Origin of the sequence: Caballeronia sp. LjRoot29 (genome assembly GCF_964252755.1) — a bacterium.
In the GTDB taxonomy this organism is placed as follows: domain Bacteria; phylum Pseudomonadota; class Gammaproteobacteria; order Burkholderiales; family Burkholderiaceae; genus Caballeronia.
The window spans coordinates 370,783-397,182 of record NZ_CAXUPU020000001.1 but is presented as its reverse complement, the minus strand read 5'-3'; the positions used below and the strand labels follow the sequence as shown (position 1 = coordinate 397,182).

Genomic DNA, 26,400 nt, shown 5'->3' with positions numbered 1-26,400 from the left:
CCGACTGGAGGCGGAAAAATCCGACGCCAACCGGCAAGTCAGCGATTATGCCGAAAATCGTTTCCGCGGGCAAGCCCTTGGAGACACGTGGCAGACCGCTGCACTCACTGGCTCAAATACGTGAACTGGCCGTTCTTGATGATGCCCATCACGCTGGCCCGCTGATCCAAGCCGACGTGATCGGTGGCGCTGGTGTTGACCACGCCGTTCGGCACGACCAGTTCATGCGCGTGTTCCAGCTCCGAGCGCAGCGCCACGCGAAATGCCACCGTCCCCGGCTGCCCGGCCTTCAGCGCGCGTCCGACCGCATCCTGCAGCCGCGGATAAACCCCGGCCGCATCGCCGGCAAATTGCGTGACCGTGCCCTTGCCGTACTTCGCCTCGTAAGCATCGACAAAAGCCAGCGCCGCTTTCTTCGACGGATGATCAGCCGGCAACGTCCGCGCGACCACGACCGGTTGCGTCGGGAACAGCGTTCCTTCCACGTCCTTGCCGCCGAGCTTGATGAACTCCGGCGTCGCAATGCCGTGCGTCTGATAAATCGCGCCTTTATAACCACGCTCGATCAACGTGCGTTCCGGCAACACCGTCGGCGTACCCGCGCCGGCAATCAGCACCGCATCCGGCTTCGCGGCCATCAGCTTGAGAATCTGCCCGGTCACGCTCGCGTCGGTACGATTAAAGCGCTCGCTCGCGACCACCTTGATATGCCGCAGCTCGGCGAACTTCGAAAACTCGTTGAACCAGCTATCGCCGTAACTATCGGCGAAACCGATAAAACCAACCGTCTTCACGTTCCGGCTGACCATCGTGCGGGTCATGACGTCGGCCATCGCGCGGTCGGTCTGGGCCATCTTGAACGCCCACACCTTCTTGCCTTCCTGCGGCTCGACAACCGACGCCGAGCCGATCAGCGTAATCATCGGCGTCTGGTATTCGGCCACGGGATCAAGCGCCGCCATGGCTGCCGGCGTGATGTTCGGTCCGACGATCACATCGACCTTGTCTTCTGTAATCAGCTTGCGGATATTGCGCACGGCCGCGCCCGGATCGGAGCCATCGTCGAGAATGATGTATTCCGCTTGCTGACCCGCAATCGTCTTCGGCCACATCAGCATGGCGTTCTTGCTCGTGATGCCGATAGCGGCCGCCGGACCCGTACTCGACAAATCGATACCGACTTTCAGTTGCGCGCTGGCCGCTGCGCTAAAGAACGCGAGCGCGCTGAACATCAGCGCCGGGCGCATGAACTTCGACAACTTCATTGGATGGTCTCCGCGAAGAGGTGTGGTTTAAAAATGCTGAAGTGTGGGATGACAAAAATCGCGCGGCACGACTTAAGACGTGAGCGTGGCTCTTGTCTCACGTCGTACGCCAATCCGCTCAATCAAAGCTCGTAAGTTTCGTGCTCACCCGACAGCGCCTGCTCGATCAGCTTGCGATTCATCGAAGGCGAGAGCAGTTCGACCAGCGTGTACACATAACTGCGCAGATACGCGCCTTGTTTCAAAGCGAGCCGCGTGACATTCGTGCCGAAAAGATGACCGACGGGCATCGCGCGAAGGTGTTTATCGCGTTCCGGATTAAACGCGATATCCGCGAGAATGCCCACGCCCAGGCCCAGCTCGACGTAAGTCTTGATCACGTCGGCATCAATGGCTTCCAGCACAATGTCCGGCGTCAGGTGACGCAGCGCGAACGCCTGGTTGATTTTCGTGCGGCCGGCGAACGCGTTGTCGTAGGTGATAATCGGGTATTGCGCGAGGTCGTCGAGCGTCAGCAGCTTGCGCTCGAGCAGCGGATGGTCCGGCTGCACCACGGCCACGTGATGCCACTGGAAACACGGCAACGAAACCAGTTCTTTATAGTTGGCGATGGCTTCCGTGGCGATCGCAATATCCGCTTGGTCATGTATGACCATTTCCGCGACCTGCGTCGGACTGCCTTGCAGAATTGAAAGGTGCACTTTTGGAAAGCGCTTCTTGAATTCCGCGATGGCATTCGGCAACGAATACCGCGCCTGCGTATGCGTGGCGGCAATCACGAGATTGCCCTGATCTTGCGCGGCGTAATCTTTACCGACGCGTTTCAGGCTTTCAACTTCCTGCAAGATTTTTTCCACCGATGCCAGGATAATCCGTCCCGGCTCCGTCAGCGAACGAACCCGTTTGCCATGACGTGTGAAGATCTCGACCCCGAGCTCATCCTCCAGCTCGATGATCGCCTTCGATACCCCCGGCTGCGACGTAAACAACGCTTTAGCGGCTTCGGTGAGGTTGTAGTTCTGCCGGACGGCTTCGCGCACGAAGCGGAACTGGTGCAGATTCATATATAACCCATCCGCATATCAAAGTAATTTATCAGTCGTTTGCAATATATAGGAAGTTTATTACCATCGAGCCAATTTTTCCAATATCGATATCTGTATTTGTCATAAGCAAATGAACACACCGTCCGAACGGCGTTCCAGGCAATGACTCTACTAATAGCGATGTGCGGCGTGGCTAGGACGCCGTACTGATGGAACTACTAAAAACTGGGGCCCCCGAATGTATCAATACGATCAGATCGACCAGAAAATCGTCGACGAACGCGTCGCTCAATACAGCGACCAAGTACGCCGCCGTTTGTCCGGCGAGTTGAGCGAAGAAGAATTCCGGCCGCTGCGCCTGCAAAACGGTCTCTATATGCAGCGGCACGCGTACATGCACCGCATCGCGATTCCGTACGGTAACTTGCGCAGCGACCAGATGCGCATGCTTGGCACCATCGCGCGGGAACATGACCGCGGCTACGGCCACTTCTCGACGCGGACCAACATCCAGTTCAACTGGATTCAGCTCGAAGAGACGCCGGAAATCCTGCGCAAGCTGGCATCGGTGCAAATGCACGGCATTCAAACGTCGGGCAATTGCATCCGCAATATCACCGCAGATCAGTTCGCTGGCGTTGCGCCCGATGAAATCGTCGATCCGCGTCCGTGGGCCGAAATCCTGCGTCAATGGTCGACTTTTCACCCTGAGTTCGCGTGGTTGCCGCGCAAGTTCAAGATCGCGGTGAACGGCTCGGTGGAAGATCGCGCAGCCGTGCAAGTGCACGATCTGGGCGTCTATCTGAAGAAGAACGCTGACGGCGAAGTGGTCGCGAGCATTCTCGCGGGCGGTGGTCTGGGTCGTACGCCGATCGTCGGCGCGGTCATCAAGGAAGATCTGCCCTGGCAGCATCTGCTGACGTATTGCGAAGCCGTGTTGCGTGTCTATAACCGCTACGGCCGTCGCGACAATATGTATAAGGCGCGGATCAAGATTCTCGTGAAAGCGCTGAGCCCCGCGAAATTCGCGCAGCAAGTGGAAGAAGAGTGGGCGCATTTGAAGGATGGTCCTTCCACGCTCACACAAGAAGAACTCGACCGCGTGTCGCAGTTTTTTGCACCGCCCGCGTATGAAAAGCTGCCGGACACGGATGCATCGTATGAAAAGCATCTCATCGATAGCAAGCCGTTCGCGCGCTGGATCGAACGCAACGTGCGTCCGCACAAGGTGCCGGGTTATGCGTCGGTGACGTTGTCGCTGAAGCCGACGGGCATTGCGCCGGGCGATGCAACGGACGTACAGATGGAAGCCGTCGCCGATCTCGCCGATGAATTCTCGTTCGGTGAAATCCGCGTCTCGCACGAGCAGAACCTGATCCTCGCGAACGTGAAAAAGCGCGATTTGCATACGGTGTGGGAACGCGCGAAGGCGCTGGGATTCGCGACATCGAATATTGGTTTGCTCACCGACATCATTGCGTGCCCGGGCGGCGATTTCTGCTCGCTCGCGAATGCGAAGTCGATCCCGATTGCGCAAGCGATTCAAGAGCGTTTCAGCGATCTCGACTACGTCTACGACCTTGGCGACCTGACGCTCAACATCTCGGGTTGTATCAATGCGTGCGGTCATCATCACATTGGCAACATCGGTGTGTTGGGTGTCGATAAAGACGGCTCGGAGTGGTATCAGGTCACGCTCGGCGGAGAGCAAAGCTCGGGTGCAACGGGCGCGCATCTTGGCCGCGTGATCGGCCCGTCGTTCTCGGCGGAAGAGATGCCCGACGTGGTGTCGCAGGTGATCGATACGTTCGTCGAGAACCGCATCGAAGGCGAGCGTTTCATCGAGACGTATGGCCGTATCGGCATCGCACCGTTCAAGGAACGCGTGTACGCGTCGCGCCAGCCGGCGCATGCCTGATTTGCTACGTTGAGTCGCTAAGGAATAAAGCACATGGCTTTGATTATCAAGAATCGCGAAGTGGTGGAAGACGACTGGACCTTGGTGCGTGCTGCTGAAGACGGCACGCTGCCCGCAGTCGATGCATTGTTGCCCGGCAAGGTGATCGTGCCGTTCGCGTGGTGGAAAGAGCACAAGAGCGCGTTGACCGCGGCGCACAAAAAAGAACCGATAGGCGTGTGGCTTGCCCCCGACGATGAACCCGCCGAACTGGTCGAAGATTTCGACAGGATCGCGCTGATCGCCGTCGATTTCCCCAAGTTCAGCGATGGCCGTGGTTTCAGCATCGGCCGTTTGCTGCGCGAACGTTATCAGTGGAAGGGTGAGTTGCGGGCTATCGGCGATGTCTTGCGCGACCAACTGCGTTTTCACGCGCGTTGCGGTTTCGATGCGTTCGCCGTCCGCGCCGACAAAGACATTCACGACGCGCTGAATGCGTTCGGTGAACTGAGCATTCCGTATCAAGGCGCGGTAGACGATCCGAACCCGTTGTTCCGTCGTCGTGAAAAAGCGGCCGCCGCCGGAGCGTCTGCATGAATGCCGAACTGCAAGCCAAAGTCGAACGCCTGGATGCATTGCTCGATTCCATCGCGCAACGTCATGCGAACGTCAAGCTAGCCAGCAGTCTCGCCGCCGAAGATATGTTGCTCACGCACGCGATTCTTTCGCGCGGTGTGAAGATCGGCATTTTCTCGCTGAACACGGGCCGTCTGCATGCTGAAACGCTGGGCATGATCGATCGCGTGAAAGAGCGGTATGGCTTCGACATCGAACAGTTTCATCCGCAGCCGCAAGCGGTTGAAGAATATGTCCGCGATCACGGTCTGAACGCGTTCTATGAGAGTGTCGATCTGCGTAAAAGCTGTTGCGGCATTCGTAAGGTCGAACCGTTGAATCGCGCGCTGAAGGACGTGAGCGCGTGGGTCACGGGACAGCGGCGCGAGCAATCCGTCACGCGCGTAGAGTTGCACGAAGAAGAGCACGACGCGCCACGCGGAATCGCCAAGTTCAATCCGCTCGCGGACTGGACCGAAGCCGATGTCTGGGCCTATCTGAAAGCCTTCGATGTCCCCGTCAACCCGCTGCACGCGCGTGGTTATCCGAGCATTGGCTGTGAGCCGTGCACGCGCGCTATCCGTCCGGGCGAAGACAGCCGGGCAGGGCGCTGGTGGTGGGAATCGCGGGACACGAAGGAATGCGGCTTGCACGTGACGAACATCAAGATCGTGGAAGATCGCAGCGCAGCGCCAAGTTCGGCGCTCTGAACGCATTGATATTGACGCACGACGCCACAAGCTGGGTGTCATGCAAAGCAACCAAGGAACGACGCATATGAGCAGCACGCTCGATTCAACAGTCAACGCCCCCGTCGCCAATCGCGGCGACCGCATGGACCACCTCGACTGGCTCGAAGCCGAGTCCATTCATATCCTGCGCGAACTCGTGGCCGAATGCAGCAAGCCTGCGTTGCTGTTCTCGGGCGGCAAGGATTCGGTCGTCGTGCTGCATCTTGCGTTGAAGGCATTTGGCATTGGCTCGGGTCGCAAGACCGTGCTGCCGTTCCCGCTGGTTCATATCGATACCGGTCATAACTTCAGCGAAGTCATCGACTTCCGCGATCGTCGTGCTGCTGAAATTGGCGCTGAGCTCGTGGTCGGTCATGTCGAAGATTCGATCAAGAAAGGCACCGTGCGCCTGCGTCGCGAAACGGATTCGCGTAACGCCGCGCAAGCGGTTACGCTGCTTGAAACCATCGAAGAATATGGTTATACGGCGCTGATCGGCGGCGCGCGTCGCGATGAAGAAAAGGCCCGCGCTAAAGAGCGCATCTTCTCTTTCCGCGATGAATTCGGCCAGTGGGATCCCAAAGCGCAACGCCCGGAATTGTGGAGCATCTATAACGCGCGCCTGCATAACGGCGAGCACTTGCGCGTGTTCCCCATTTCGAATTGGACCGAACTGGATATCTGGCAATACATCGGCCGCGAGAAGCTTGAATTACCGTCTATTTACTACGCGCACGATCGCGAAATTATTCGTCGCAATGGCTTGCTCGTGCCGCTGACGCCGATCACGCCGCTGCTGGAAGGCGAAGTATCGGAAGTCGCACAAGTGCGTTTCCGGACCGTTGGCGACATCAGTTGCACCTGCCCCGTTGCCAGCGATGCCGACGATGTCGAGAAGATCATCGCGGAAACGGCCGTGACGGAAATCACGGAACGCGGCGCCACGCGCATGGACGATCAAGCGTCCGAAGCTGCGATGGAAACCCGCAAGAAACAAGGTTATTTCTAAGCATCACGCCGCAAACAAGGAACAGGGAAACATCATGAGCATTCATCAACCCGAAGACCTCGGCGTATTGCGTTTCATCACGGCAGGGAGCGTTGACGACGGCAAGAGCACGCTGATCGGACGCCTCTTGTTCGATAGCAAGGCGGTGTTGTCGGATCAGTTGTCCGCGTTGTCGCGCGCGAAGAATAAGCGCACCGTTGGCGATGAAATCGATTTGTCACTGCTGACCGATGGTCTTGAAGCCGAGCGCGAGCAGGGCATTACGATCGACGTTGCATATCGCTATTTCGCAACGGCGAAGCGCAAGTTCATCATCGCCGATACCCCCGGCCACGAGCAGTACACGCGCAACATGGTCACGGGCGCATCGACTGCGCACGCTGCGATTATTCTTGTCGACGCTACGCGCGTGACATTGAAGGATGGCGTCGCGCAGTTGTTGCCGCAGACGGTGCGCCATAGCGCGATCGTCAAGTTGCTTGGGCTGCAGCATGTGATCGTCGCGATCAACAAGATGGACCTGATCGACTTCAGCGAGTCGCGCTTCAACGAGATCCGCGACGCGTACGTTGAACTCGCGCGCCGGCTTGGAATTGCCGATGTGCGCTTCGTGCCGGTGTCAGCGTTGAAGGGCGACAACATCGTGACCGCGAGCGAGCGCATGCCCTGGTACGCGGGCGAGCCGCTGCTCGATCTGCTTGAAGCGCTGCCGGTGTCGCAGCCTGTCGATCAGGCGCTGCGTTTCCCGGTGCAATGGGTCGCGCGTCAGGACGGCAGTCAGGCCGATGATTTTCGCGGCTACATGGGCCGGGTGGAATCAGGCGAAGTGAAGCTGGGCGATACCATCACGGTGCTACCGGCTAATCGCGACGCAACCGTCGCCGAGATCATCGCGCCGGTTCCGGGCGGCGTGGCGCAAGTGAATCGTGCGTTCGCGGGCCAGACGGTGACCATTCGCCTGGCCGAAGATATCGATGTCTCGCGCGGCGATACATTCGTGCCGCGCAACACGACTGGCGCGAAGATCGAGCCGGCGAAGAGGCTGGATGCGGACCTGTGCTGGTTCGATGAAGAGCCGCTCTCGCCGCAGCGCAAATACTTGCTGAAGCAGACCACGAACACGGTGTTCGCGCGGATTGGCGCGATCAAGGAAGTGCTCGACGTGCATACGCTGCTGCACGCGGTGGACCGCCATGATCTGACGATGAACGACATCGGCCGCGTGGCGCTGACGCTGCAAAAGCCGATCGTCTGCGATGCCTACGACACGCATCAGGGCACGGGTGCGTTTGTTCTTATCGATGAAGCGACGCATCACACGGTTGCGGCCGGAATGATTCGCTCTTATTCAGCCTGAGTATTGATTATGGGTAAGGTGTATCTGATCGGTGCGGGACCGGGTGCTGCGGACTTGATTACGGTTCGTGGCGCGAAGTTGTTGAGCCAGGCGCAGGTCGTCCTGCACGATGCGTTGATCGAGCCGGCCATGCTCGACTACGCGCCGGAAGCACGCAAGATCGCGGTCGGGAAACGTTGCGGACAGCGGTCGACGGCGCAGCATTTCATCAACAAGCAGATCGTCGATGCCGCGCTCGAACACGACATTGTCGTGCGTTTGAAGGGCGGAGACCCCATGTTGTTCGGCCGCGCCGACGAAGAAATGCGCGCGCTCGAAGCAGCGGGTATTGAGTACGAAGTGGTGCCGGGAATTACGGCCGCGCTGGCGAGCGCCGCAACGTTGAAGCGCTCGCTGACCTTGCGCGGGGTAGCGCGCAGCGTTGCGTTGGCGACCTATAGCCGTGCGCCCGACAGTGACGAAATCCGCGAGCAGGCAAGCGCGGATTCGCTTGTGTTCTACATGGGCCGCGACAGCGCACCGGAGATCGCGCAGCAACTGATCGATGCAGGAAAGGCAGCGTCGACGCCGGTTGCTATCGTCGAGGCTTGCAGCACACCGCGCGAGCGTTCGCTGACGCTGACGCTGGGCGACATGGCGATTGGTCAGGCGCAGGATTGGCTCGATGCATCCCAGCCGAGTTTGCTGATGATTGGCGAGGCATTTGCGGATCGGTCGGCATTGGAGCCGGTCCAAAGCGCGGAAGGGGCGTTGCAGGCCGCCGCTTGATTCAAGCCGAAAGGGAAGTTCAGAGAGGTCGCCTCTCATCGCATCTAAAAGCCCTCGTCGGTTACTGACCTACGAGGGCTTTTTCAAATTCGTTCGAGGTCGTCCGATCCTTGAGAAAATTGCGCTTGTAACGAACGTCTTGTTCAGCAGCGTTTAAAGAATTATGTCTTCTCTACTTCGCGCAGACCAATGGTCTGCGGTTTCCGAAACGCCGAAGCGATCTTGTCGCACTCGCGCTTGGGAACGCCAAATTCCTCGAAGTAAGTCCGCCATTCCCTCACAACCGCCGATAGCTGCTGGATGATTTCGACGCCCGCGTGCTTGAGCAGCCCGAATCGGCCCGCCGCCGAGAGCGCGTTATCGAGCGTCGCCAGCCGGCCCATTGCCGGGCCTACGCCTAGTACGAGGAATCGATCGGAGCCGACCTGCGGCTTCGGCACAACGTCGTAAAGGTCACTCAGGCGCCAGCCCTTGTTCGCTCCGTCCCACACAAACGCATGATTTCGCAGATGGTCATCGTCATTCGTCACGAGGATGTTGAATACCATCCGCTTGAACAATTCGACCTTGTCAGCCGCCACGAAACCGGTCGCACCGCGTTCACCGAGCAGGTCGGCCAGATCGGCGTAGTTGGCCGATGCGGTGTCGCTCTCATGCATCCGGAGCATGGTCAGCGCGCTTACGACATGCCGTTTGCCAAACCCGCCCGCGGCCAGTGGCACGCGGTCAAAGCGTTCGATCAGCATGACATCACGGCCATCGGGCAAGTGAACGGGCTTGGTCGCGGGAACGCGCATACCGCACTTGCGGGCGAGTTCAAGCGTCGCGCGCTCGACTAGAGGCACATTGAACCCGTCTCGGGCGACAGGGAATTTGGCGACCCATTGCCGTCCATCGTCCAGCAGCACGGCTTTGGGTCTTGCGCCGCCGAAAGTTGCGCCGACACTGAAGAGCAACTGCAGCTTCTTCGGAACCGGCTTGCCGTCCTGGATCATGGCTGCGGCGTCGAGCAGATAAGACAGCTCTTTTGCATCCGGCAGCTTGCCGGGTTCCGCCGGGGCCGTGGGGGAATCCCTGAAATCCAGCGCGCCGGTCCGATGCGGGCCGGCGTGAGCGAGGTACTCGGTTTCAGGCAAACCGTCGGGTGCAGCCCTCAACATATTCTCAATGACGCGCCGTCCCCAGGAGTCTGGGGCAGCGTCACGAATGGCGCCAAACAGCGCCAGTCCTGCAGGGGGCTGGAATTCGGATTCCTTGGAGTTCTTCGCTTCGTCCAAAGTCATGCTGACCGGGTCCACGGCAACGGCGTTGGCGCGTTGCAAATACTTGTTGCCGTAGACGAAGGAAGACCCGACCGGCCTGATGCCGTCCTCGAGTATTTCGAGCTTACCGGCAGGAACCGCCTCGGCCGCGCCTTCCAGGGCGATGAAGACGTATTTGCTCCATGTGGTTGTATTAAAAATCATACTCGCCTGTCTTCGAAGCGGGCTTGCGGGGACGTACACGGGATTCCGTTTTACGTCGCGCTTCACCGATTACATCGTTCTGCGGATTCGTGAGCGGCTGGAGTAATCCGAGCAGTCCGGCCCGTTCGAACGCGTGCAGCCACGACGAGAAACTGACCGAGACATCGCCGTTTTCAATGCGTACCAGCGTGCTTGGGCTAATGTTGGCTCGTTCGGAAAAGTCCTTCCGGGTCATATTGCGTGCGATCCGGGCGGCTGCAACCGCGTGTCCCAGTCCCGCAGCCTGTTGGCTGAGTTCCGGGGAGGAAAATTCTCGATTATTGCGCTTCATTTTGTCGTATCTGACATATAAACCTGCTTAATTGGTCAGTATAGACAAAAAACGCAATTCGTCAATAAAGCCATATAGCAGTATTAGTCATATCTGACCAATTAAGCGGGTTAATTGGTCAGATATGACTATTTTTCGCCCGTCGATGGATATTGAACTAATGAAATGTTCAGCAATTAGCGGGGAAACTTGCCGGGTTGTCGGGGACAGCAGGTTCCGCGGCGCGGGTCGAAATTTCCGGAACAAGACAATGCCCCGGAAGTCTGTGACTCGCGGGGCATCGAGAAATTCGTCAGGATCTTGGTGGGAGGGGTAGTCGACTTACTCGATCTGCCGAACGCAATACGCCGCGACCGCGTCGAGCACTGAATCGTCTTCGCCGACTGCCGTTGCACAGCGAATGGTTATCGATGGAAACATCGCCCGGCATCGATCGAGCAGTTCAGGCAGGTCGCGCCGTATATGGCCGCCCTGACCGAAGAACACAGGCACAACGGTAACCGCATTACAGCCATCGGCCGCCATATGTTCAATCGCCGTGGGTAAATCAGGTGGCATCAGTTCAAGAAACGCCAGCGACACCGGTTCGCTGCGCCGCGCCCGAAGCTTCGTGGCGAGCCGTTCGAAAGGCGCTGCCCAGCGTGGATCGCGGGCGCCGTGGCCGAACAAGATCAAAGCGTGCTTGCTCATCGCGTTCTCCGCTGTTTCCAAAGCCGAAAAAGCCCCAAAGTCCTAATGCCGGTCCACCCACCGCAACCCGATCAAGCCGACGACCAGATACGCCAGCGCCGGCGCGGCGGCCGTTAATGGCGCAGGCCATGTATTCAGCGTACCTATGTGCGAGAACAGCGTGTTGATCAACTGGAAGCTCATGCCGATCATGATGCCGCCGAACACCTTCACACCCACTACGCCAGCACGCGTATGCAGGTACGCGAACGGCAGCGACAGGATCAGCATCACCAGCACCGCGAGCGGATACAAGATCTTGCGCCAGAACGCGATCTGATAACGCTGGGTGTCCTGATGATTCTCCGTCAAATGCTGGATGTAGTGGAACAGGTTGAACATCGACATCCGGTCCGGCGACACCAGCAGCACCGACAAAATCTGCGGCGTCAATTCGGAGCGCAGCGAATACTCGGGCAGCGTAATCTGTTTCGCGCGATACACGGGATTGAGCGCGTCGCCGGGATTCACGGCTTGCGGCGGCGCGTCGACCAGTTCGGTATCCGTCACATCGGTGAGCTTCCAGTGGCCCGGCGGCTGGAATACACCGCTCTTCGCAATCCGCACATTGGTCAGGCGGAACAGCGAATCGAATTCGTAGATGCGCACGTTCGCAATGGTCGTATCCGGATTCAGCGTGCCGACGTTCACGAAGCGCGTGACCTGTTCGCCGTCCGCGCGCGCGGTCAGCGTGTCTTTCACCCAGACGCCCGATTCGAAGTTCATCGACACCGATGACCCCAGCGCCTCTAGCCGCACTTTCTCGGAGAGCTGGTCGGAGTAGGGGCCGACCACTTCGCCGATCACATAGGTGAGAAACACCATGGGTATGCCGATCTTGAGCAGCGAGCGCAGCGCCTTGCCCGTAGACAATCCGGACACGCGGAAAATGGTGAACTCGGACGCGGCGGCCATTTGCGCGAACACGTAGATGGCCGCGATCAACGCAGCAACCGGGATGATTTCGTAGAAGCGAGAGGGCGTCTGCAAGGCCACGCGCAGCACGGCGAGCCCGAACTTGTAGTTGCCGTGGCCAACCGTGTTCAGTTCGTTGATCAGGTCAAAGAAGAAGAACAGGCCGGAGAACGCAAACAGGATGAAGATGAACGCGAGATAGATCTGACGCGCGAAATACCGTTCGTAAATGCGCATTGCGTCAGGCCCCTTTCGAGCGGGTGAACGCCGACAGTTTGAACAGCGGGCGGTTGCGTATGCGCAGCCAGAAGATGAACCCGACCATGATCGAGACAAGTATGTGCAGTCCTACGAGCCCGACAACGAACGACACCCGGCCTTGCTCGATCCACGACTGCACCACGTTCAGCAGGTTGGAATAGGTCAGATAGATGAGCACTGCCATCACAAGATTGATTGTGCGACTGCGTCGCGGATTCTGATAGGACAGCGGAATGGCAAGCAGCATCAAGTTGATAGCGATCAGCGGCAGACCCGCGCGCCACGCAATTTCGGCAAGGTTGTCGCGAGTAGGATTAGCCAGCAATTCATCCGTGTACATACCGGTCGTGGTGGGCGTATTCACGAATTGCTGGCTCTGGATTTTCACGCCGTAGCGCTCGAACTCCATGATCCGGAAATTGGGCTGCCCCGGAACGCCATCGTAACGGCGGCCGTTTTCCAGCACCACGAAACGATCGCCGTTCGCGTGCGTTTCAGTATGACCATTTTTCGATACCACCACGTTGACCTTGCCGCCTTCCGTGCTCGTCACGAACACGTTCTGCACGTGCCCCTGATCCGGTGACATCTTCTCGATAAAAAACACGCGGTGGCTGGTCTGCGATTCGCGGAACTGGCCGGGTGCGAGCAACGACACTTCGTCGCGCTGCTGGAACCGCGCCTTGATCAGCTTGCTTTGCAAATTGGACCACGGCCACACGACGAACGCGAAAAATACAATGGCGATGATGATAGGCGTAGAGAAGATCGCGACCGGTTTGATCAGCGCTGTTTGACTGACGCCCGACGCGAGCCACACGACCATCTCCGAGTCGCGATACCAGCGCGTCAGCACGAAGAGGATGGACACGAACAGGGTCACGATCATGATCACGGCAAGATAGCCGATGACGGTAAGACCGATCAGGACGACGACGTCGCGTGGATCGACCTGGCCCGATGCAGCAAAGCCGACGATGCGGATCATCATCGTGGTCAGCATGATCGTGAGCAGCACCATGAATACGGCGCCAGCCGTATACGCGAGTTCACGCTGAAGGGAGCGTTCGAAGATCATTGATTGTCAGGTGGAAACCGGCGACGACGAGGCGGTTGGATTATGTGCGGTCCGCGTTTGGATCCGCGTCTGGACCACACGCCATGACAAACGTGCCGAATTAACGTGTCGAGCGAGCGTTTCGAGCGAACGTGTCGAACGAGTCATGAGCGGGACATTCAATCCGGGTATTGCTGCTCGCGACCGCCTCGGAAAAAATAGCGGATAATTGCGGCTTTCATCCTTCAGCCCAGATTTTATCCGAGGATAAGCGCGATGGACTTTAGCATAAAAGCCTGTGATTGGAGCAAAGGCTCGGCAAATGGTTTCCTTAACGGGAAGGCCGATGTAGTGGTGCTCGGAGTGTTCGAAGCGCAGACGTTGACGGGTGCCGCCCGTGAGATGGATTTGGTGACCAAGGGGCTGCTTACACGCACGGTGAAGGCCGGCGACATGAGCGGCAAGGCCGGTTCCACGCTGATGTTGACCGAAGTGACGGGCATCGGCGCGTCGCGGATTTTGCTGGTGGGACTCGGCAAGCAAGACGGTTTCAATCAAAAGGCTTACGCGGAAGCCGCGCGTGCCGCATGGCGGGCGCTGCTTGCCACGAAGATCGCGAACGTGGCCTTCACGCTCGCCCAACTGCCGGTGCCGGAGCGCACCAGCGACTGGGGTGTGCGCTGCGCCATCCTCGCCCTGCGCGAGCTGACGTACAAGTTTACGCAGATGAAAAGCAAGCCGGAAAACGGCGATCGCGCGCTGAAGAAAGTGGTGTTCAGCATTGACGCCGCCGACGAAAAAGCCGCGAAGCTTGCGGTGAAACACGCCACGGCGCTTGCCAACGGCATGGACCTGACGCGCGATCTCGGCAACCTGCCGCCGAACGTCTGCACGCCCACGTATCTCGGCCATGCCGCGAAAAAGCTGGGCAAGGAATTCAAGCTGAAGGTCGAAGTGCTTGGCCAGAAGCAGATCGAAGCGCTCGGCATGGGTTCGTTCCTGTCGGTCGCGAAAGGCTCGATCGAACCGCCTGCGTTCATCGTGATGCATCACCAGGGCGCGGGCGCGAAGGCAGCTCCCGTCGTGCTGGTCGGCAAGGGCATCACGTTCGACACCGGTGGCATCTCCATCAAGCCGGGCGAAGGCATGGACGAGATGAAGTACGACATGCTCGGCGCCGGCTCTGTGTTCGGCACCGTGCGCGCAATCGCGGAAATGGGGCTGAAGCTCAATGTGATCGGCGTGGTGCCGACCTGCGAGAACATGCCGGCCGGCAATGCAGTGAAGCCGGGCGACATTGTCACGTCCATGTCGGGCACGACGATCGAAGTGCTGAATACGGACGCGGAAGGCCGCCTGATTCTGTGCGACGCGCTGACCTACGTGGAACGCTTCAAACCCGCGGCAGTCATCGATATCGCCACGCTCACGGGCGCGTGCGTGGTGGCCCTTGGCCATCACAACACAGCCTTGTTCTCGAAGGACGACGCGCTGGCGGGCGAGTTGCTGGACGCATCGAAGGAAGCTGTCGATCCGACCTGGCGCATGCCGCTCGACGACGAGTACCAAGACCTGCTGAAGTCGAATTTCGCCGATGTCGCGAACATTGGCGGACGGCCGGGCGGCGCGATTACCGCGGCGTGTTTCCTGTCGCGATTCGCGCAGAACTATCCGTGGGCTCACCTCGACATCGCGGGCACGGCGTGGAAAAGCGGCGCGGCAAAGGGTGCAACCGGTCGTCCGGTACCCTTGCTCACGCAGTTCCTGGTCGATCGCGCGGGCCAATGAGCGTGGTTGAACGAAGCATGAGCGGGGAGGCGCAGGCATGACGCGTATCGATTTCCATTCGAATGTGGGGGATTCGATCGCGTATGCCTGCCGCCTCGTGCGCAAGGCTTATATGAGCGGCCAGCCGTTGATCGTGCTGGCCGAACCCGAGCGGTTAAAACGGTTCGACGAGCAATTGTGGACGTTCAAGCCGCTTGAGTTCGTGCCGCATTGCATGGCGGACAGCGCGCTGGCGTCTGAAACGCCCGTGTTGCTGACGGAATCCCTGGAGGCGCTGGGGCAGGATCTGCAGCAGCAGATCCTGCTGAACCTCGGCGCAACGGTACCGCCGCAGTTCGCGCGGTTTGAACGCCTGCTGGAAGTGGTCGGCAACGAGGAGCACGAACTCGTGGCCGGGCGCGACCGGTACAGGTTCTACCGCGATCGGGGCTACGTGCTCAACAACTACAAGCAAGGCGGCTGAGCATATCGCTCAGTCGCTGCCTCAGTCGCGATGCAAGACGGCCACGCGGTAGAATCCCAAAAACGCCCGCCGTTAGCCCGCAGCCGGCCTGCCTTCAGGTTGCCATCGGTTGCCATCGGTTGCCATTGGGTTGCCAACAGCCTGCCATCAAGAGACGGAGTCCACTCGTGCCCATCACCATCGCGCCCGATACGGCTGAAACACCCGAAAATTTCGATTCTTCCATTCCCGTGCTGACCGATGTCATCGCACCGGGGCGGCCGGACCGCGCCCGCGTGGCACCGCGTGCGCCGGAACCCGTGTTGTCACCGGCTGCTGTGCCATCGCAGGATGAGCTCGCGCACGGCGCGGATCGCGACGCCGATGTAATCGCAGACAGGCTGCGAGGGCGTTTCACGCACTTTTTGACAGGCGATGGCCGGGCGTTGATCGAAGAACGTTGCAGGGAGTCGTTGCAGGAGCATTCCAACTGGCTGGTCAGCCAGATTACGCGGGAGGTTGCGTTGGCGCTGGAAACCGAGCTGACGCAATGGGTGCGCGAGGCGGTGGCGGATGAACTGGAGCGGCGGGGGCGCTAGTAAGAAGGGGTTTTGGGATGCGGCCGGAACTTAAACCCCAAACCCCAAGGCAACATCAATCGCCGTTGAGTGCCGGCAGGTGCTGAAACAGTCCACCGGCGCCAAGCGAAAAACAACCAGCAATCAGCCCGTTACCGCGCCCTTGTTCGCCGGCTGCGCGAGCGCAGCATACTTGGCCAGCACGCCGCGCGTGTAACGTGGCGCAGGCTGCGTCCACTCCCCTCGACGGCGCTCGATCTCGGCATCGTCCACGTTCAGCTGCAACAGTAGCTTGTGAGCGTCGATGGTGATCGAATCCCCTTCCTTGATGAACGCAATCGTGCCGCCCGCATACGCTTCCGGCGCGACGTGACCCACGACCATGCCCCACGTGCCGCCGGAGAAGCGGCCATCGGTAATCAGGCCCACCGATTCACCTAAGCCCTGGCCGATGATCGCTGAAGTCGGCGCCAGCATCTCCGGCATGCCCGGACCGCCCTTCGGCCCGAGATAGCGCAACACCACGATATCTCCCGCCTTGATCTGACCCGCGACAATCGCGGTCATCGCGGTTTGCTCGTCTTCGAACACGCGTGCCGGGCCGGTGATGACCGGGTTCTTCAGGCCGGTGATCTTGGCGACGGCGCCATCCGGCGCGAGATTGCCCTTCAGGATGGCCAGATGGCCTTCGTCGTAAAGCGCCTTGTCGATGGGGAAAATCACGTCCTGATCAGCGCGCGGCTTCGACGGCACGTCCTTCAGTTCTTCGGCGATAGTCTTGCCCGTGATCGTGATGCAATCCCCGTGCAGCATGCCTGCGTCGAGCAAGATCTTCAGCACTTGCGGAATACCGCCGGCCTTGTGCAGGTCGGTCGCGACGTACTGGCCCGACGGCTTCAGGTTGCAGATCACCGGCACTTTCTTGCGCATGCGCTCGAAGTCGTCGATGCTCCATTCCACTTCCGCCGCATGGGCGATCGCCAGGTAATGCAGCACGGCATTGGTCGAGCCGCCGGTCGCCATGATCAGCGCAACGGCGTTTTCAATCGATTTCTTCGTGATGATGTCGCGCGGCTTGAGGTCGGCCTTGACCGCTTCGACCAGCACGCGCGCCGATTCCGCGGCGGAATCGACCTTTTCCTGGTCGGGGTTCGCCATCGTCGATGAATACATCAGCGACATGCCGAGCGCCTCGAACGACGAGCTCATGGTGTTGGCCGTGTACATGCCGCCGCACGAACCGCTCGACGGGCACGCGTTTTTCTCGATGCCGTCGAAATCTTCCTTCGACATCCGTCCAGCCGAGAATTCGCCCACCGCCTCAAACGACGAGACGATGGTCAGGTCCACGCCCTTCCAGTTGCCCGGACGGATCGTGCCGCCGTACACGTAGATGCCCGGCACGTTCATGCGCGCCAAGCCGATCATGCCGCCGGGCATGTTCTTGTCGCAGCCGCCGATCACGACCACGCCGTCCATCCACTGGCCTTGCACGGCCGTTTCGATACAGTCGGCGATCACTTCGCGCGACACGAGCGAATACTTCATGCCTTCGGTGCCCATCGACATGCCGTCCGAGATGGTCGGCGTTCCGAAGGTCTGCGGATTTGCGTCGGATTTGCGAATTGATTCGACGGCGGCATCCGCCAGCTTTTGCAGGCCGGAATTGCACGGCGTGATGGTGGAATGACCGTTGGCGATGCCGATCATCGGCTTGTCGAAGTCTTCTTCCTTGTAGCCAAGGGCGTAATACATCGAGCGATTCGGGGAACGCGCGATGCCTTGCGTGATGTTTTTCGAGCGGCGATTGAAGGCCATGTGGGGGCTCCTTGAGGATTTTATTGTCTGGTCGCGAAAGGATGAAGCTTGTGCGAACGCGTGTCCAATATATTATTCAGGGTCTATTAGGTCGCAGAGGATATCAATGGATGCGCGGAACATTGAACTGAGGCTGTTGCGGTATTTTGTGACGGTTGCGGAAGAAATGCACTTCGGGCGAGCCGCGGGTCGCCTTGCGATGACGCAGCCGCCGTTGTCGCAGGCCATCCGGGCGCTGGAGGACATGCTCGGCGTGGCGCTGTTCGTGCGGACGAAGCGCTCCGTCGAACTGACGCCCGTGGGCAAGGACCTGCTGCCGGAAGTGCGACGGCTGCTCGCGGGCGCGGATGCGTTGCGACCGCTTGCCCAGTCGCTCGCGCGGGGTGAGGCGGGGGTTCTGTCGCTGGCGTTCGTTTCCACCGCGGATTACGGCCTCCTGCCGCTGCTGCTGCGCGATTTCGGCGCCCGCTACCCCGGCGTGCGCCTGCAACTCGTGGAAGCGACCAGCGACGTCCAGGTGGAGGAGCTGGTGGCGGGCCGTATCGACGCCGGTCTCGTGATTCCGCCGCTGCCGCCGCGCCACGCCGTCGCGCTGTCGTATTTGCCGATCGCACGCGAGCCGCTGGTCATCGCCATGTCGAGTGATGCCGCGGCCGAGCTCGGGCTAGGCGCCGATGAGTGGTCGGAGACGCCTGTGAGCCTGCATCAACTCGCCGATGCCCCGCTCGTCGTCTTTCCGCGGCGTCTCGCGCCCGGTTTCTATGACATGATTATGGGTTGCTACGGCGCGGCTGGCCTGATGCCGCGTATCGGGCAGGAGGCCATCCAGATGCAGACCATTGTCAGCCTGGTATCGGCCGGCATGGGGGTCGCGCTCGTGCCGCAATCGCTGCGACATCTGCGCCGGACCGGAGTGGTGTATCGTCCGTTGCTCGAATCCGGGCTGGTGGTTGAGACCGGACTCGTGTGGCGCGCGGCGGAGGTTAGCCCGGTGCTCGCCGGTTTTATCGATATAGTGCGCGCTCATGCGGCTACCGTGCCTGCGTTGCCGTGACCCCAACACGTAAATAGAAACATGCTCATTCACCCGAATTTCGATCCCATCGCGCTTCATCTCGGTCCGCTCGCTGTGCGCTGGTACGGCCTCATGTATCTGCTGGCGTTCATCCAGTGCATTGTCGTCGGCCGCTTGCGGCTGCGTTTGCCTTACGTCGCGGCGCAAGGGTGGACGACGAAAGACATAGACGACATCCTGTTCTACGGCGTGCTCGGTACCATTCTGGGCGGCCGTCTTGGCTATGTGGTGTTCTACAAGTCGAGTTTCTACCTCGCGCATCCGCTCGATATCTTCAAGGTCTGGGAAGGCGGCATGTCGTTCCATGGCGGCATGATCGGCGTGACGCTTGCGATGGTCGTGTTTGCGTGGCAAAGAAAGCGGACCTGGCTGCAAGTCACCGATTTCGTCGCGCCGCTGGTTCCACTCGGGCTTGCAGCCGGGCGCTTCGGCAACTTCATCAACGGCGAGTTGTGGGGCCGCGTGACCAATCCGAATGCGCCGTGGGCCATGCTCTTCCAGAACGCATCCCCCGATGACGCCGTCTGGTTGCGCACTCATCCGCAACAGGCCGCGCAATGGAATCTGAACGAGATTTTCGAGCGTTACCAGATGCTGCCGCGCCATCCGTCGCAGCTGTATGAAATTGCGCTGGAAGGGTTCGCGCTGTTTATCGTGATGTGGCTGATGTCGCGCAAGCAACGGCCGGTCGGCGCGATTTCGGCGGTGTTCCTGATCGGTTATGGCCTTGCACGCTTCACGGTCGAATTCGCGCGTGAACCCGATGATTATCTGGGTCTTCTGGCCATGAATCTGTCGATGGGCCAATGGCTTTCGCTGCCCATGATCATTGGCGGAATCGGACTGCTGATCTGGTCGTATCGACGGGGACGCTCAGTGCCTTCCGAGTCCGCGAAACTCTCCTGAATGAGAGATCGGCATTTGTTTTAGCCATGAAAAAGCCTCGCACGCAGCGAGGCTTTTTTATATCGCGAGCGTTGAACCGAGCGCTTAGCGGTTCATCTGTACCGAGCCCGACACGTTCACGGTCACCGTGGAGGTGCCGCCTTCCAGCGCCATGGGTGCAGCCATCTTGGCATCGGCGCCCATGCTGCGCGCGGCCATCATCATGACCGGACGCGGCGACGACCCGTTATGGCCGATGTTCACTTCACGGATCGCATATCCGCTATAGCCGAACGCCTGTGCCGAACTTTGTGCCTGCTGCTTGAACGAAGCAATGGCTTGCGTCGACAGTTTCTGTTCCGCCGCGCGCTGCGCTTCCGGTGAGAGCGAGAACGTCACGCTGCCTACCTGCATGGAATCGCTCATCTTGCCGGCCAACTTGGACGCAGCGGCGAAGTCCTTCGATTCCAGCACGACTTCCGTGCGGCCGCGCCAGGCGGAGATGCGGCCATCGCGATCCGTCGACGGATAGACGGTGAACGAACCACTGTGCGCGGTGACGTTATCGACACCTTTCGCCTGGCGCAGCGCGGCGTCCGCGCGCTGATTGAGCACCGATGTCAGCGAGGCCGGATCTTGCGCTTCCTGCTCGTAGAACAGCGTGATGTCGACCACGTCCTGCGGTACGTCTGCGCTGGCCTGCGCTGCGAGCGACAGCACGCCCGACGGCTGGGGCTGAATGACGTTTTGCGCAAACGCGCCCTGTGCCATGGCAGCGCTTGCGAGCAGCACGGCGGCTGCCAGCGCGGAAGTGGTGTTTTTCTTTGTCATCGTTTAACTCCGTAAGCATGAGTGCACGTCATGTGACGCGAAGCTTAGGCGCAACTCATGCACGCGAAGTTCCCTTCAGGAAGGTTACAGAAGGTGTTTGGTGATGAAGCGCCATTGCGCTTCGGTGACCGGCGTGATGGAAAGCCGATTCCCTCGGGCGAGCACTTGCATGTCTGCGAGCTCCGCATGATCGCGCAGCGTGGCGAGGGGAATGAGCGGCGTCTTCTTCACGAAATGAACGTCGACGAGCAACCAGCGCGGTTTTTCCGGCGATGACTTCGGATCGTAGTAGTGGCTGGTGGAGTCGAATTGAGTGGGATCGGGATAAGCGGCCGACGACACCTTCGCAATGCCTGCGATGCCCGGTTCCGGACAGCTCGAGTGATAGAACAGTACGCCGTCGCCAATCTGCATGCCGTCGCGCATGAAGTTGCGTGCCTGGTAATTACGCACGCCCGTCCATGGCAAGGTTTTTTTCGGAGCGTGAGCGAGATGGTCGATGCTCGCTTCATTCGGTTCCGACTTCATCAGCCAGTAGTGCATGAATGTCTTCCATGAGAAAGGTGCGGTGCAAAGAAGCATGCACGATGCAGGATTCACGATGCAAAAGAAAACGGCGCCGGAGAAGCTCCAGCGCCGTTAGTCCATTCAGTCAACTCAACCGCTTGCAAACGTGCGTAAGTTACGCATGCCGCTAAAAAGGTCCCCGCCCAAGCCGCTAGGCCGGCATCCTGAACCTGGGTTCAAGATTGGTCGCAGTAAGCAACACTTTGGGCTCATCAGACAGAGTGACGCGCTCGCCAGTGCTACAAGGTCCCACAACCGTGCACAATGGCATTGGTTCAAGGAATATATGACCTTGGCAAACCAGGCAGGGAGCAGTCACTTTACACCAATCAACGAGACGATGCAGCAATGATCCGGGAAAACTTCGCGTTGACCGATGAATTTGTTAAATGCATGAAGACGATGCGCAGCGCGATGCACAACGCTATGGAAATGTGCTCGAATTCCAGCAATAAAATAACATTCGCATGCTAGCTCGAGCGTCAAGCATATAAAGCAATCCCGGCAACTACCTCGACAACTACTGCGCACCTACTGTGCTTCGTATTGTGAAATCACGACGCCGAGTTGTTCGTTCATTTGATGCATGGTGCGGCGAATTTCTTCCGCCGGGAACGCTTCGCCGTGACGCACGCTGTTTTGCAACTTGAGCAATTCCGACGCCAGCGACAACGCCGCCATCACCGCGATCCGGTCCGTGCCGCGCACGCTGCTTGCGCTTCGCACTTTCGACATTTCCGCATCTACGCGTGCCACCGCTTCGCGCAACGCACCTTCCGTTTCCGGAGAACACGCAAGCCGATAAGGCGCGCCGAGAATGGATACCTCGATCTGTTTCGTCGTCATGCCTTTTCTCCGTGATGGTGTGATTCTTCATGCAACGCACCGTGCGCCGTGTCGACGGTATCCGGTTCGATGCCGCCATCGGGAGGCAAAAGGGCAAGCTGGTTATCCGGCTCAGGTGCAGCTTTCGTACGCGGTAATTTCTCGAGAATCGCGTTGAGGCGAATCTGTGCGTCGTCGATCTTCGCCGACAGCGAGTCACGCTCCGCGATCAGTGCGTCGCGTTCTTCGCGCACGGCCGCAAGTTCGCCCTGCGTGTTGGCATGGTCGGCGCGCAACTGTTCGAGTTGCTGGGCCAGCGCGTTCTGAGCTTGATGATGGCGTTCGCTGATCTTGATCAGCCGGCCGATATTCTGTGACAGTGATTCGAGTTCGTTGAGCATGTGCTGCGTCCTCTTAAGACCTCGCATTTTAGCGCGCTTCTCAGGCGCTTCAGAAAATTGGTTCGTTTCCAGACGTAACAGCAATCAGTCTTCAAAGCATGGGCGCGGCCCTTTATTTGTAAGGGGAAACGTTTTACAGGGAGTCAATTTCCTATTCATTCAGGCGTGCGAGCGTTTGTCGGAATATCGCGCGGGAGCCTATGAAAACAGGGGTAAATCGAATAATCGAACCACGGCAAGGACAGTCTTTACGCCTGCGTTGTGCTGCTTTCTTGACGGGCCATTGTGCCGCTTTTACACTCCCGCCACCCCGGTGCTCGCAGGGGTCTGCCTACGCGCAGTGAAGCGGGAAACAGGGAAAAGACAAGGAAAAGACAGGGAACAGACGAGCCAATCTTCGCTGCCCCCGCAACGGTAAGCGACTACAACGCAAGTTGCAAGCCGGTCCGAGTGTGCGTTGCCCGACCGATTTCACCACTCGAAAAATGACCTCCGTGAGTTCAATGCTGTCCTTGAGCGAGGAGCAGGCTGATGTGGGATCGATGGCATGAGGCCGACAATCCGCGGGATGTGATGCAGCGCAACGGCCGCAGCGGACACTTGCTTATGTTTATGTAGGAGTGCCGGCGCTGGTTAGATCGAATCTGGTTGGCGGGGCGGCGCAGGTCTTCAACAGGAACGGCTGCGGTTATCCATCGTGCTTCAATCTCCCACGATCTGTACCATCCGTTCAGCAGCAATCGTTCGATTGTCTCGTGGGTTTGCCATTCCGTGGGTTAATGCGCTTATCTTCTATTTGGACGAACTCTTCATCAAGGATCATCAGTTTGCGCACCCGTACAACCTGCCGCGTTCCGGCGCCGCGTTTTCGTTCGGACGACACCATCTGTGAACGTTAAGCGCATGAACGCCCAGCGCGCTTTCATGGTCTGGACCGTGCTGGGTCTGGCCGCGCTCGTTGTATTCGTGGCGTCGCTGGCGCTGGGCAGTATCGCCGTCTCGCCACTGCGCGTGATGCAGGCACTTGCGTCCCGGTCGACTGACGTGATCGATGAAATCGTGCTCAGCCTGCGCTTGCCGCGCGCGCTCGGCGGCTTTGCGGCGGGTGCCTTGCTTGGCATGGCCGGCGCGCTGCTACAGGTCCTGCTGCGCAATCCGCTGGCTGAACCGTATGTGCTTGGCGTATCGGGCGGCGCAGCCGCGTTCGCGCTCGCCGCGATGTTGTTCTCCTTCTCGTGGTGGAGCGTCGATGTTGCCGCGTTCACAGGCGCGTTCTTATCGATACTGCTTGTACTCGGCCTCGCCCGGCGCGAGTTGTGGCGCGGCGAACCGCAGGACACATCGCCTAGATTGCTGTTGACCGGCGCGGTGATCGCGGCGGGGTGGGGCGCGTTGATCACGCTCATGCTCGCGGTTGCGCCCGAGAATCGCTTGCGCGGCATGGTGTTCTGGCTGACCGGCGACCTGAACGGCGTCGCGATGCCGTGGACCGCGTTGATCGCGCTCGTGATCGCGTTGGTCGCGATCGTGCCGGTCGCGCCGCAGCTCAACGTCTTGCTACGTGGCGATGTCGCGGCCGAAGCGCTGGGCGTGCGGGTCGTGCAGTTGAGATTGCGCGTGTATCTGGTGGCGTCGCTGGCGGCCGCCGCGGCGGTGACGACGGCCGGGACCATTGGTTTTATCGGCCTCGTGGTGCCGCATGCGTTGCGGCTCGCGTTCGGCAACGATCAACGCATGCTGCTGCCTGCATCGGCGCTTGCTGGCGGGCTGGCCGTGATGGGAGCGGACCTGATCGCGCGGACGGTGATCGCGCCGGCGCAGTTGCCGGTGGGCGTCATTACCGCGCTGATCGGCGTGCCGGTGTTCTTGTGCATGCTCCTCAGGCGCGCGCGATGAATGGACTTCAGCTCAGCCAACTTACGCTGCGTGCAGGCAAACGTGTGTTGATCCAGGATCTCACGCTGACGTTCGCGCCCGGCGAACTGTGGTGCATCGCCGGTCCGAACGGTGCGGGCAAGACGACCTTGATTGCGGCGATGGCGGGGGTATCGAAGGCGGCATCGCATGCGATTTCACTCGATGGACGCGCGTTGACCGCGTGGGGCGCGAGCGAACTCGCCCGCCGCCGCGCGTTGATGCCGCAAGCTACGCACGATGCATTCAGCGCCACCGTTCTGGGCACCGTCATGCTCAACCGCTTTCCGCATCTCACCGGCTGGGGCTGGGAAACCGATGCAGACCGTGCGGCTGCGCACGCGGCGCTCGATACGCTCGGCCTCGCTGATTTCGCTTCACGCGATGTCCTCTCGCTCTCCGGCGGCGAACGCCAGCGCGTGGCGCTCGCGGCAACCTTGTGCCAGGACGCACCGCTTTTATTGCTCGATGAACCGCTTGCGCATCTCGACCTGCATCACCAGATCGATTGCCTTGAAGCGTTGAGCCGATGGGTCCGCTCGAAACAACGCAGCGTGATTTTCTCGTGTCACGATCTGAACCTTGCCCGGCGTTTCGCCACGCACGCTTTGCTGCTCGATGGCGCCGGCCACGCGCATGCCGGGCCCGTCCGCGATGTCCTCACGCCCGAGCGTGCTGGCGCCGCATTCGGTTATCCGCTTACTCTCATCCAGCAGGACGGTCACGAGGCGCTCGTGCCCGTGATGCGTCAAAGGCAACCCTGAACATGACTATGAACGACACACTTCCCCGTCCTGAACCGCTCGATCGATCGATGGCGGCCGAGCTGCAACATGTCATCGATACAAAGACAAAACCGCCCGGCAGTCTTGGGCGGCTCGAATCGCTTGGGTTGCAAATCGGGCTGATCCAGCGGACTTTGAAGCCGCGTATCGAGCGTCCGGCAATCATTGTTTTTGCTGGCGATCACGGCATCGCGGCAGAAGGCGTGAGTCCGTTCCCGCAGGAAGTCACCGTGCAGATGGTCGCGAATTTCATCGCGGGCGGGGCGGCGATCAATACGTTGTCGAAGGCGGCGGGCATGACGCTCGAAGTGGTGGATGCGGGGGTGGCGAGTGCGTCGCCACCAGCGGCTGGTTTCGTCGATGCAGCGATCCGGCGTGGCGGTACGCGCAACTTCGCACACGAACCGGCGATGACGCGCGACGAAGTGTTGCAAGCCATCGAGCACGGCGCCGCGCGCGTGCGTTTTCACGCGGCGCTCGGGACCAATGTGATCGGCTTCGGCGAGATGGGGATCGCGAATACTTCGGCTGCAGCGTGTTTGATGAGCCGGATCTGCAACGTCGAGATCGATGCCTGCGTGGGTCGCGGCACCGGCCTCGACGACGCCGGCCTGAAGCACAAGCGCGATGTGCTTGCTGCGGCTTTGGAGAAACACGCGGCATCGACCGATCCGCTCGATACGCTGGCCACTTTCGGCGGCTTTGAAATCGCGATGATCGTGGGCGCATTCCTCGCGGCGGCTGAAGCGCGCATGACGATTCTCGTCGATGGTTTTATCGTGACGTCGGCATTGCTTGTGGCTCATGCGCTAAGCCCCGCCGTGCTCGACTACTGCGTGTTTGCGCATGCATCGGATGAGATGGGGCACCGGCGCATGCTGGAGCATTTCAACGCTGCGCCTTTGTTGCAACTTGGGCTTCGTCTCGGCGAAGGCACGGGCGCCGCGCTTGCATTGCCTTTGTTGCGCGCGGCCGTGGCGTTCATCAACGAAATGGCGAGCTTCGAATCGGCTGGTGTCTCCGACAAGGCCGTGTGATTCCGTC

Annotated in this window: 26 protein-coding genes and 1 other RNA gene; 14 read left to right on the top strand and 13 right to left on the bottom strand. The window is 59.8% G+C overall.

Annotated elements, in window-relative coordinates; genetic code table 11:
- Nucleotides 1–104: 104 nt before the first annotated feature.
- Both ACSQ83_RS01730 and ACSQ83_RS01725 read right to left on the bottom strand, forming a co-directional pair.
- Nucleotides 105–1,265, bottom strand: a complete 1,161-nt coding sequence (locus ACSQ83_RS01730) for an ABC transporter substrate-binding protein (RefSeq protein WP_436227032.1) — start codon at nucleotides 1,263–1,265, stop codon at nucleotides 105–107.
- Between the two features lie 122 nt (nucleotides 1,266–1,387).
- Entirely contained in the window at nucleotides 1,388–2,329 is a 942-nt protein-coding gene (locus ACSQ83_RS01725) for a CysB family HTH-type transcriptional regulator (RefSeq protein WP_414951014.1), read from the bottom strand.
- A gap of 220 nt (nucleotides 2,330–2,549) precedes the next feature.
- Here ACSQ83_RS01725 and ACSQ83_RS01720 point away from each other — a divergent pair, with 220 nt between their 5' ends.
- From ACSQ83_RS01720 to cobA, 6 genes are all read left to right on the top strand, one after another.
- Nucleotides 2,550–4,229, top strand: a complete 1,680-nt coding sequence (locus tag ACSQ83_RS01720; protein WP_414951015.1) for a nitrite/sulfite reductase — start codon at nucleotides 2,550–2,552, stop codon at nucleotides 4,227–4,229.
- Between the two features lie 33 nt (nucleotides 4,230–4,262).
- Nucleotides 4,263–4,805 (top strand): DUF934 domain-containing protein, encoded by a 543-nt coding sequence (locus ACSQ83_RS01715; protein WP_436227031.1) that lies wholly within the window; start codon nucleotides 4,263–4,265, stop codon nucleotides 4,803–4,805.
- Nucleotides 4,802–5,533 (top strand): phosphoadenylyl-sulfate reductase, encoded by a 732-nt coding sequence (locus ACSQ83_RS01710; protein WP_414951018.1) that lies wholly within the window; start codon nucleotides 4,802–4,804, stop codon nucleotides 5,531–5,533. The genes ACSQ83_RS01715 and ACSQ83_RS01710 overlap by 4 nt, the downstream gene beginning before the upstream one ends.
- A 67-nt stretch (nucleotides 5,534–5,600) precedes the next feature.
- A complete protein-coding gene (gene cysD, locus ACSQ83_RS01705; protein WP_414951019.1) occupies nucleotides 5,601–6,563 on the top strand; it encodes a sulfate adenylyltransferase subunit CysD in 963 nt (320 codons plus the stop codon).
- A gap of 31 nt (nucleotides 6,564–6,594) precedes the next feature.
- A complete protein-coding gene (locus ACSQ83_RS01700) occupies nucleotides 6,595–7,920 on the top strand; it encodes a sulfate adenylyltransferase subunit 1 (RefSeq protein ID WP_436227086.1) in 1,326 nt (441 codons plus the stop codon).
- Nucleotides 7,921–7,929: 9 nt separating this feature from the next.
- Entirely contained in the window at nucleotides 7,930–8,688 is a 759-nt protein-coding gene (gene cobA, locus ACSQ83_RS01695; protein ID WP_436227030.1) for a uroporphyrinogen-III C-methyltransferase, read from the top strand.
- A 161-nt stretch (nucleotides 8,689–8,849) separates the two neighbouring features.
- Here the strand turns inward: cobA and ACSQ83_RS01690 are convergent, their stop codons facing one another.
- The 5 genes from ACSQ83_RS01690 to lptF all read right to left on the bottom strand — a co-directional run bounded on the left by ACSQ83_RS01690 (nucleotide 8,850) and on the right by lptF (nucleotide 13,468).
- On the bottom strand, nucleotides 8,850–10,154 hold the full coding sequence (locus tag ACSQ83_RS01690) for a type II toxin-antitoxin system HipA family toxin (RefSeq protein WP_436227029.1): 1,305 nt from the start codon (nucleotides 10,152–10,154) through the stop codon (nucleotides 8,850–8,852).
- Nucleotides 10,144–10,485: a helix-turn-helix domain-containing protein gene (locus tag ACSQ83_RS01685; protein WP_414951023.1), complete on the bottom strand. Its 342-nt coding sequence runs from the start codon at nucleotides 10,483–10,485 to the stop codon at nucleotides 10,144–10,146. Before ACSQ83_RS01685 ends, ACSQ83_RS01690 begins: the two co-directional genes overlap by 11 nt.
- 321 nt (nucleotides 10,486–10,806) lie before the next feature.
- Nucleotides 10,807–11,175, bottom strand: a complete 369-nt coding sequence (locus tag ACSQ83_RS01680) for a sirohydrochlorin chelatase (RefSeq protein WP_436227028.1) — start codon at nucleotides 11,173–11,175, stop codon at nucleotides 10,807–10,809.
- A 42-nt stretch (nucleotides 11,176–11,217) separates the two neighbouring features.
- Nucleotides 11,218–12,366, bottom strand: a complete 1,149-nt coding sequence (lptG, locus tag ACSQ83_RS01675) for an LPS export ABC transporter permease LptG (RefSeq protein WP_414951025.1) — start codon at nucleotides 12,364–12,366, stop codon at nucleotides 11,218–11,220.
- Between the two features lie 4 nt (nucleotides 12,367–12,370).
- Entirely contained in the window at nucleotides 12,371–13,468 is a 1,098-nt protein-coding gene (gene lptF, locus ACSQ83_RS01670; protein ID WP_414951026.1) for an LPS export ABC transporter permease LptF, read from the bottom strand.
- A gap of 255 nt (nucleotides 13,469–13,723) precedes the next feature.
- Between lptF and ACSQ83_RS01665 the strand changes: the two genes are divergently transcribed.
- The 3 genes from ACSQ83_RS01665 (at nucleotide 13,724) to ACSQ83_RS01655 (ending at nucleotide 16,276) form a co-directional block, all read left to right on the top strand.
- Complete coding sequence (locus ACSQ83_RS01665) at nucleotides 13,724–15,235, top strand: leucyl aminopeptidase (RefSeq protein ID WP_436227027.1); 1,512 nt, start codon at nucleotides 13,724–13,726, stop codon at nucleotides 15,233–15,235.
- Nucleotides 15,236–15,272: 37 nt separating this feature from the next.
- The gene (locus ACSQ83_RS01660) at nucleotides 15,273–15,698 is read left to right on the top strand and encodes a DNA polymerase III subunit chi (RefSeq protein WP_436227026.1); all 426 of its coding nucleotides are present in this window, start codon (nucleotides 15,273–15,275) and stop codon (nucleotides 15,696–15,698) included.
- 167 nt (nucleotides 15,699–15,865) lie between these two features.
- Nucleotides 15,866–16,276: a DUF2486 family protein gene (locus tag ACSQ83_RS01655; RefSeq protein ID WP_414967202.1), complete on the top strand. Its 411-nt coding sequence runs from the start codon at nucleotides 15,866–15,868 to the stop codon at nucleotides 16,274–16,276.
- 123 nt (nucleotides 16,277–16,399) lie between these two features.
- Here the strand turns inward: ACSQ83_RS01655 and ilvD are convergent, their stop codons facing one another.
- Nucleotides 16,400–18,073, bottom strand: a complete 1,674-nt coding sequence (gene ilvD, locus ACSQ83_RS01650; RefSeq protein ID WP_414951030.1) for a dihydroxy-acid dehydratase — start codon at nucleotides 18,071–18,073, stop codon at nucleotides 16,400–16,402.
- A 106-nt stretch (nucleotides 18,074–18,179) separates the two neighbouring features.
- Here ilvD and ACSQ83_RS01645 point away from each other — a divergent pair, with 106 nt between their 5' ends.
- Both ACSQ83_RS01645 and lgt read left to right on the top strand, forming a co-directional pair.
- On the top strand, nucleotides 18,180–19,127 hold the full coding sequence (locus ACSQ83_RS01645; protein ID WP_436227025.1) for a LysR substrate-binding domain-containing protein: 948 nt from the start codon (nucleotides 18,180–18,182) through the stop codon (nucleotides 19,125–19,127).
- Between the two features lie 21 nt (nucleotides 19,128–19,148).
- Complete coding sequence (gene lgt, locus ACSQ83_RS01640) at nucleotides 19,149–20,054, top strand: prolipoprotein diacylglyceryl transferase (protein WP_436227024.1); 906 nt, start codon at nucleotides 19,149–19,151, stop codon at nucleotides 20,052–20,054.
- Between the two features lie 84 nt (nucleotides 20,055–20,138).
- On the opposite strand, the gene ACSQ83_RS01635 is transcribed toward lgt, so the two are convergent.
- From ACSQ83_RS01635 to ACSQ83_RS01615, 5 genes are all read right to left on the bottom strand, one after another.
- A complete protein-coding gene (locus ACSQ83_RS01635) occupies nucleotides 20,139–20,864 on the bottom strand; it encodes an SIMPL domain-containing protein (RefSeq protein ID WP_436227023.1) in 726 nt (241 codons plus the stop codon).
- Between the two features lie 84 nt (nucleotides 20,865–20,948).
- Complete coding sequence (locus ACSQ83_RS01630; protein ID WP_436227022.1) at nucleotides 20,949–21,407, bottom strand: EVE domain-containing protein; 459 nt, start codon at nucleotides 21,405–21,407, stop codon at nucleotides 20,949–20,951.
- Nucleotides 21,408–21,563: 156 nt separating this feature from the next.
- Nucleotides 21,564–21,745: non-coding RNA, 6S RNA (gene ssrS / locus ACSQ83_RS01625), on the bottom strand.
- A gap of 217 nt (nucleotides 21,746–21,962) precedes the next feature.
- On the bottom strand, nucleotides 21,963–22,277 hold the full coding sequence (locus ACSQ83_RS01620) for a cell division protein ZapA (RefSeq protein WP_158936365.1): 315 nt from the start codon (nucleotides 22,275–22,277) through the stop codon (nucleotides 21,963–21,965).
- Entirely contained in the window at nucleotides 22,274–22,657 is a 384-nt protein-coding gene (locus ACSQ83_RS01615; RefSeq protein WP_436227021.1) for an ATPase, read from the bottom strand. The genes ACSQ83_RS01620 and ACSQ83_RS01615 overlap by 4 nt, the downstream gene beginning before the upstream one ends.
- A 903-nt stretch (nucleotides 22,658–23,560) precedes the next feature.
- On the opposite strand from ACSQ83_RS01615, the gene ACSQ83_RS01610 reads away from it, so the two are divergent.
- From ACSQ83_RS01610 to cobT, 3 genes are read left to right on the top strand one after another with little or no spacing between them, the layout of a single operon-like run.
- A complete protein-coding gene (locus ACSQ83_RS01610) occupies nucleotides 23,561–24,553 on the top strand; it encodes a FecCD family ABC transporter permease (RefSeq protein WP_436227020.1) in 993 nt (330 codons plus the stop codon).
- Nucleotides 24,550–25,335 carry an ABC transporter ATP-binding protein gene (locus tag ACSQ83_RS01605; protein ID WP_414951037.1) on the top strand — a complete coding sequence of 262 codons (786 nt, stop codon included), beginning with the start codon at nucleotides 24,550–24,552 and terminating at the stop codon, nucleotides 25,333–25,335. The genes ACSQ83_RS01610 and ACSQ83_RS01605 overlap by 4 nt, the downstream gene beginning before the upstream one ends.
- Before the next feature lie 2 nt (nucleotides 25,336–25,337).
- Nucleotides 25,338–26,393, top strand: a complete 1,056-nt coding sequence (gene cobT, locus ACSQ83_RS01600) for a nicotinate-nucleotide--dimethylbenzimidazole phosphoribosyltransferase (RefSeq protein WP_436227019.1) — start codon at nucleotides 25,338–25,340, stop codon at nucleotides 26,391–26,393.
- Nucleotides 26,394–26,400: the final 7 nt, after the last annotated feature.

Excerpts from the sequence above, each read along its gene's own strand:
- ACSQ83_RS01630 (WP_436227022.1), bottom strand. The coding sequence starts at position 21,407 with ATGCACTACTGGCTGATGAAGTCGGAACCGAATGAAGCGAGCATCGAC.
- ACSQ83_RS01605 (WP_414951037.1), top strand. The coding sequence starts at position 24,550 with ATGAATGGACTTCAGCTCAGCCAACTTACGCTGCGTGCAGGCAAACGT.
- ACSQ83_RS01660 (WP_436227026.1), top strand. The coding sequence starts at position 15,273 with ATGACGCGTATCGATTTCCATTCGAATGTGGGGGATTCGATCGCGTAT.
- lgt (WP_436227024.1), top strand. The coding sequence starts at position 19,149 with ATGCTCATTCACCCGAATTTCGATCCCATCGCGCTTCATCTCGGTCCG.
- ACSQ83_RS01615 (WP_436227021.1), bottom strand. The coding sequence starts at position 22,657 with ATGCTCAACGAACTCGAATCACTGTCACAGAATATCGGCCGGCTGATC.
- cysD (WP_414951019.1), top strand. The coding sequence starts at position 5,601 with ATGAGCAGCACGCTCGATTCAACAGTCAACGCCCCCGTCGCCAATCGC.
- ACSQ83_RS01665 (WP_436227027.1), top strand. The coding sequence starts at position 13,724 with ATGGACTTTAGCATAAAAGCCTGTGATTGGAGCAAAGGCTCGGCAAAT.
- ACSQ83_RS01710 (WP_414951018.1), top strand. The coding sequence starts at position 4,802 with ATGAATGCCGAACTGCAAGCCAAAGTCGAACGCCTGGATGCATTGCTC.
- ACSQ83_RS01645 (WP_436227025.1), top strand. The coding sequence starts at position 18,180 with ATGGATGCGCGGAACATTGAACTGAGGCTGTTGCGGTATTTTGTGACG.
- ACSQ83_RS01685 (WP_414951023.1), bottom strand. The coding sequence starts at position 10,485 with ATGAAGCGCAATAATCGAGAATTTTCCTCCCCGGAACTCAGCCAACAG.
- ACSQ83_RS01720 (WP_414951015.1), top strand. The coding sequence starts at position 2,550 with ATGTATCAATACGATCAGATCGACCAGAAAATCGTCGACGAACGCGTC.
- lptF (WP_414951026.1), bottom strand. The coding sequence starts at position 13,468 with ATGATCTTCGAACGCTCCCTTCAGCGTGAACTCGCGTATACGGCTGGC.
- ACSQ83_RS01725 (WP_414951014.1), bottom strand. The coding sequence starts at position 2,329 with ATGAATCTGCACCAGTTCCGCTTCGTGCGCGAAGCCGTCCGGCAGAAC.
- lptG (WP_414951025.1), bottom strand. The coding sequence starts at position 12,366 with ATGCGCATTTACGAACGGTATTTCGCGCGTCAGATCTATCTCGCGTTC.
- ACSQ83_RS01690 (WP_436227029.1), bottom strand. The coding sequence starts at position 10,154 with ATGATTTTTAATACAACCACATGGAGCAAATACGTCTTCATCGCCCTG.
- ACSQ83_RS01730 (WP_436227032.1), bottom strand. The coding sequence starts at position 1,265 with ATGAAGTTGTCGAAGTTCATGCGCCCGGCGCTGATGTTCAGCGCGCTC.
- ACSQ83_RS01680 (WP_436227028.1), bottom strand. The coding sequence starts at position 11,175 with ATGAGCAAGCACGCTTTGATCTTGTTCGGCCACGGCGCCCGCGATCCA.
- cobA (WP_436227030.1), top strand. The coding sequence starts at position 7,930 with ATGGGTAAGGTGTATCTGATCGGTGCGGGACCGGGTGCTGCGGACTTG.
- ACSQ83_RS01610 (WP_436227020.1), top strand. The coding sequence starts at position 23,561 with ATGAACGCCCAGCGCGCTTTCATGGTCTGGACCGTGCTGGGTCTGGCC.
- ilvD (WP_414951030.1), bottom strand. The coding sequence starts at position 18,073 with ATGGCCTTCAATCGCCGCTCGAAAAACATCACGCAAGGCATCGCGCGT.
- cobT (WP_436227019.1), top strand. The coding sequence starts at position 25,338 with ATGACTATGAACGACACACTTCCCCGTCCTGAACCGCTCGATCGATCG.
- ACSQ83_RS01715 (WP_436227031.1), top strand. The coding sequence starts at position 4,263 with ATGGCTTTGATTATCAAGAATCGCGAAGTGGTGGAAGACGACTGGACC.
- ACSQ83_RS01635 (WP_436227023.1), bottom strand. The coding sequence starts at position 20,864 with ATGACAAAGAAAAACACCACTTCCGCGCTGGCAGCCGCCGTGCTGCTC.
- ACSQ83_RS01620 (WP_158936365.1), bottom strand. The coding sequence starts at position 22,277 with ATGACGACGAAACAGATCGAGGTATCCATTCTCGGCGCGCCTTATCGG.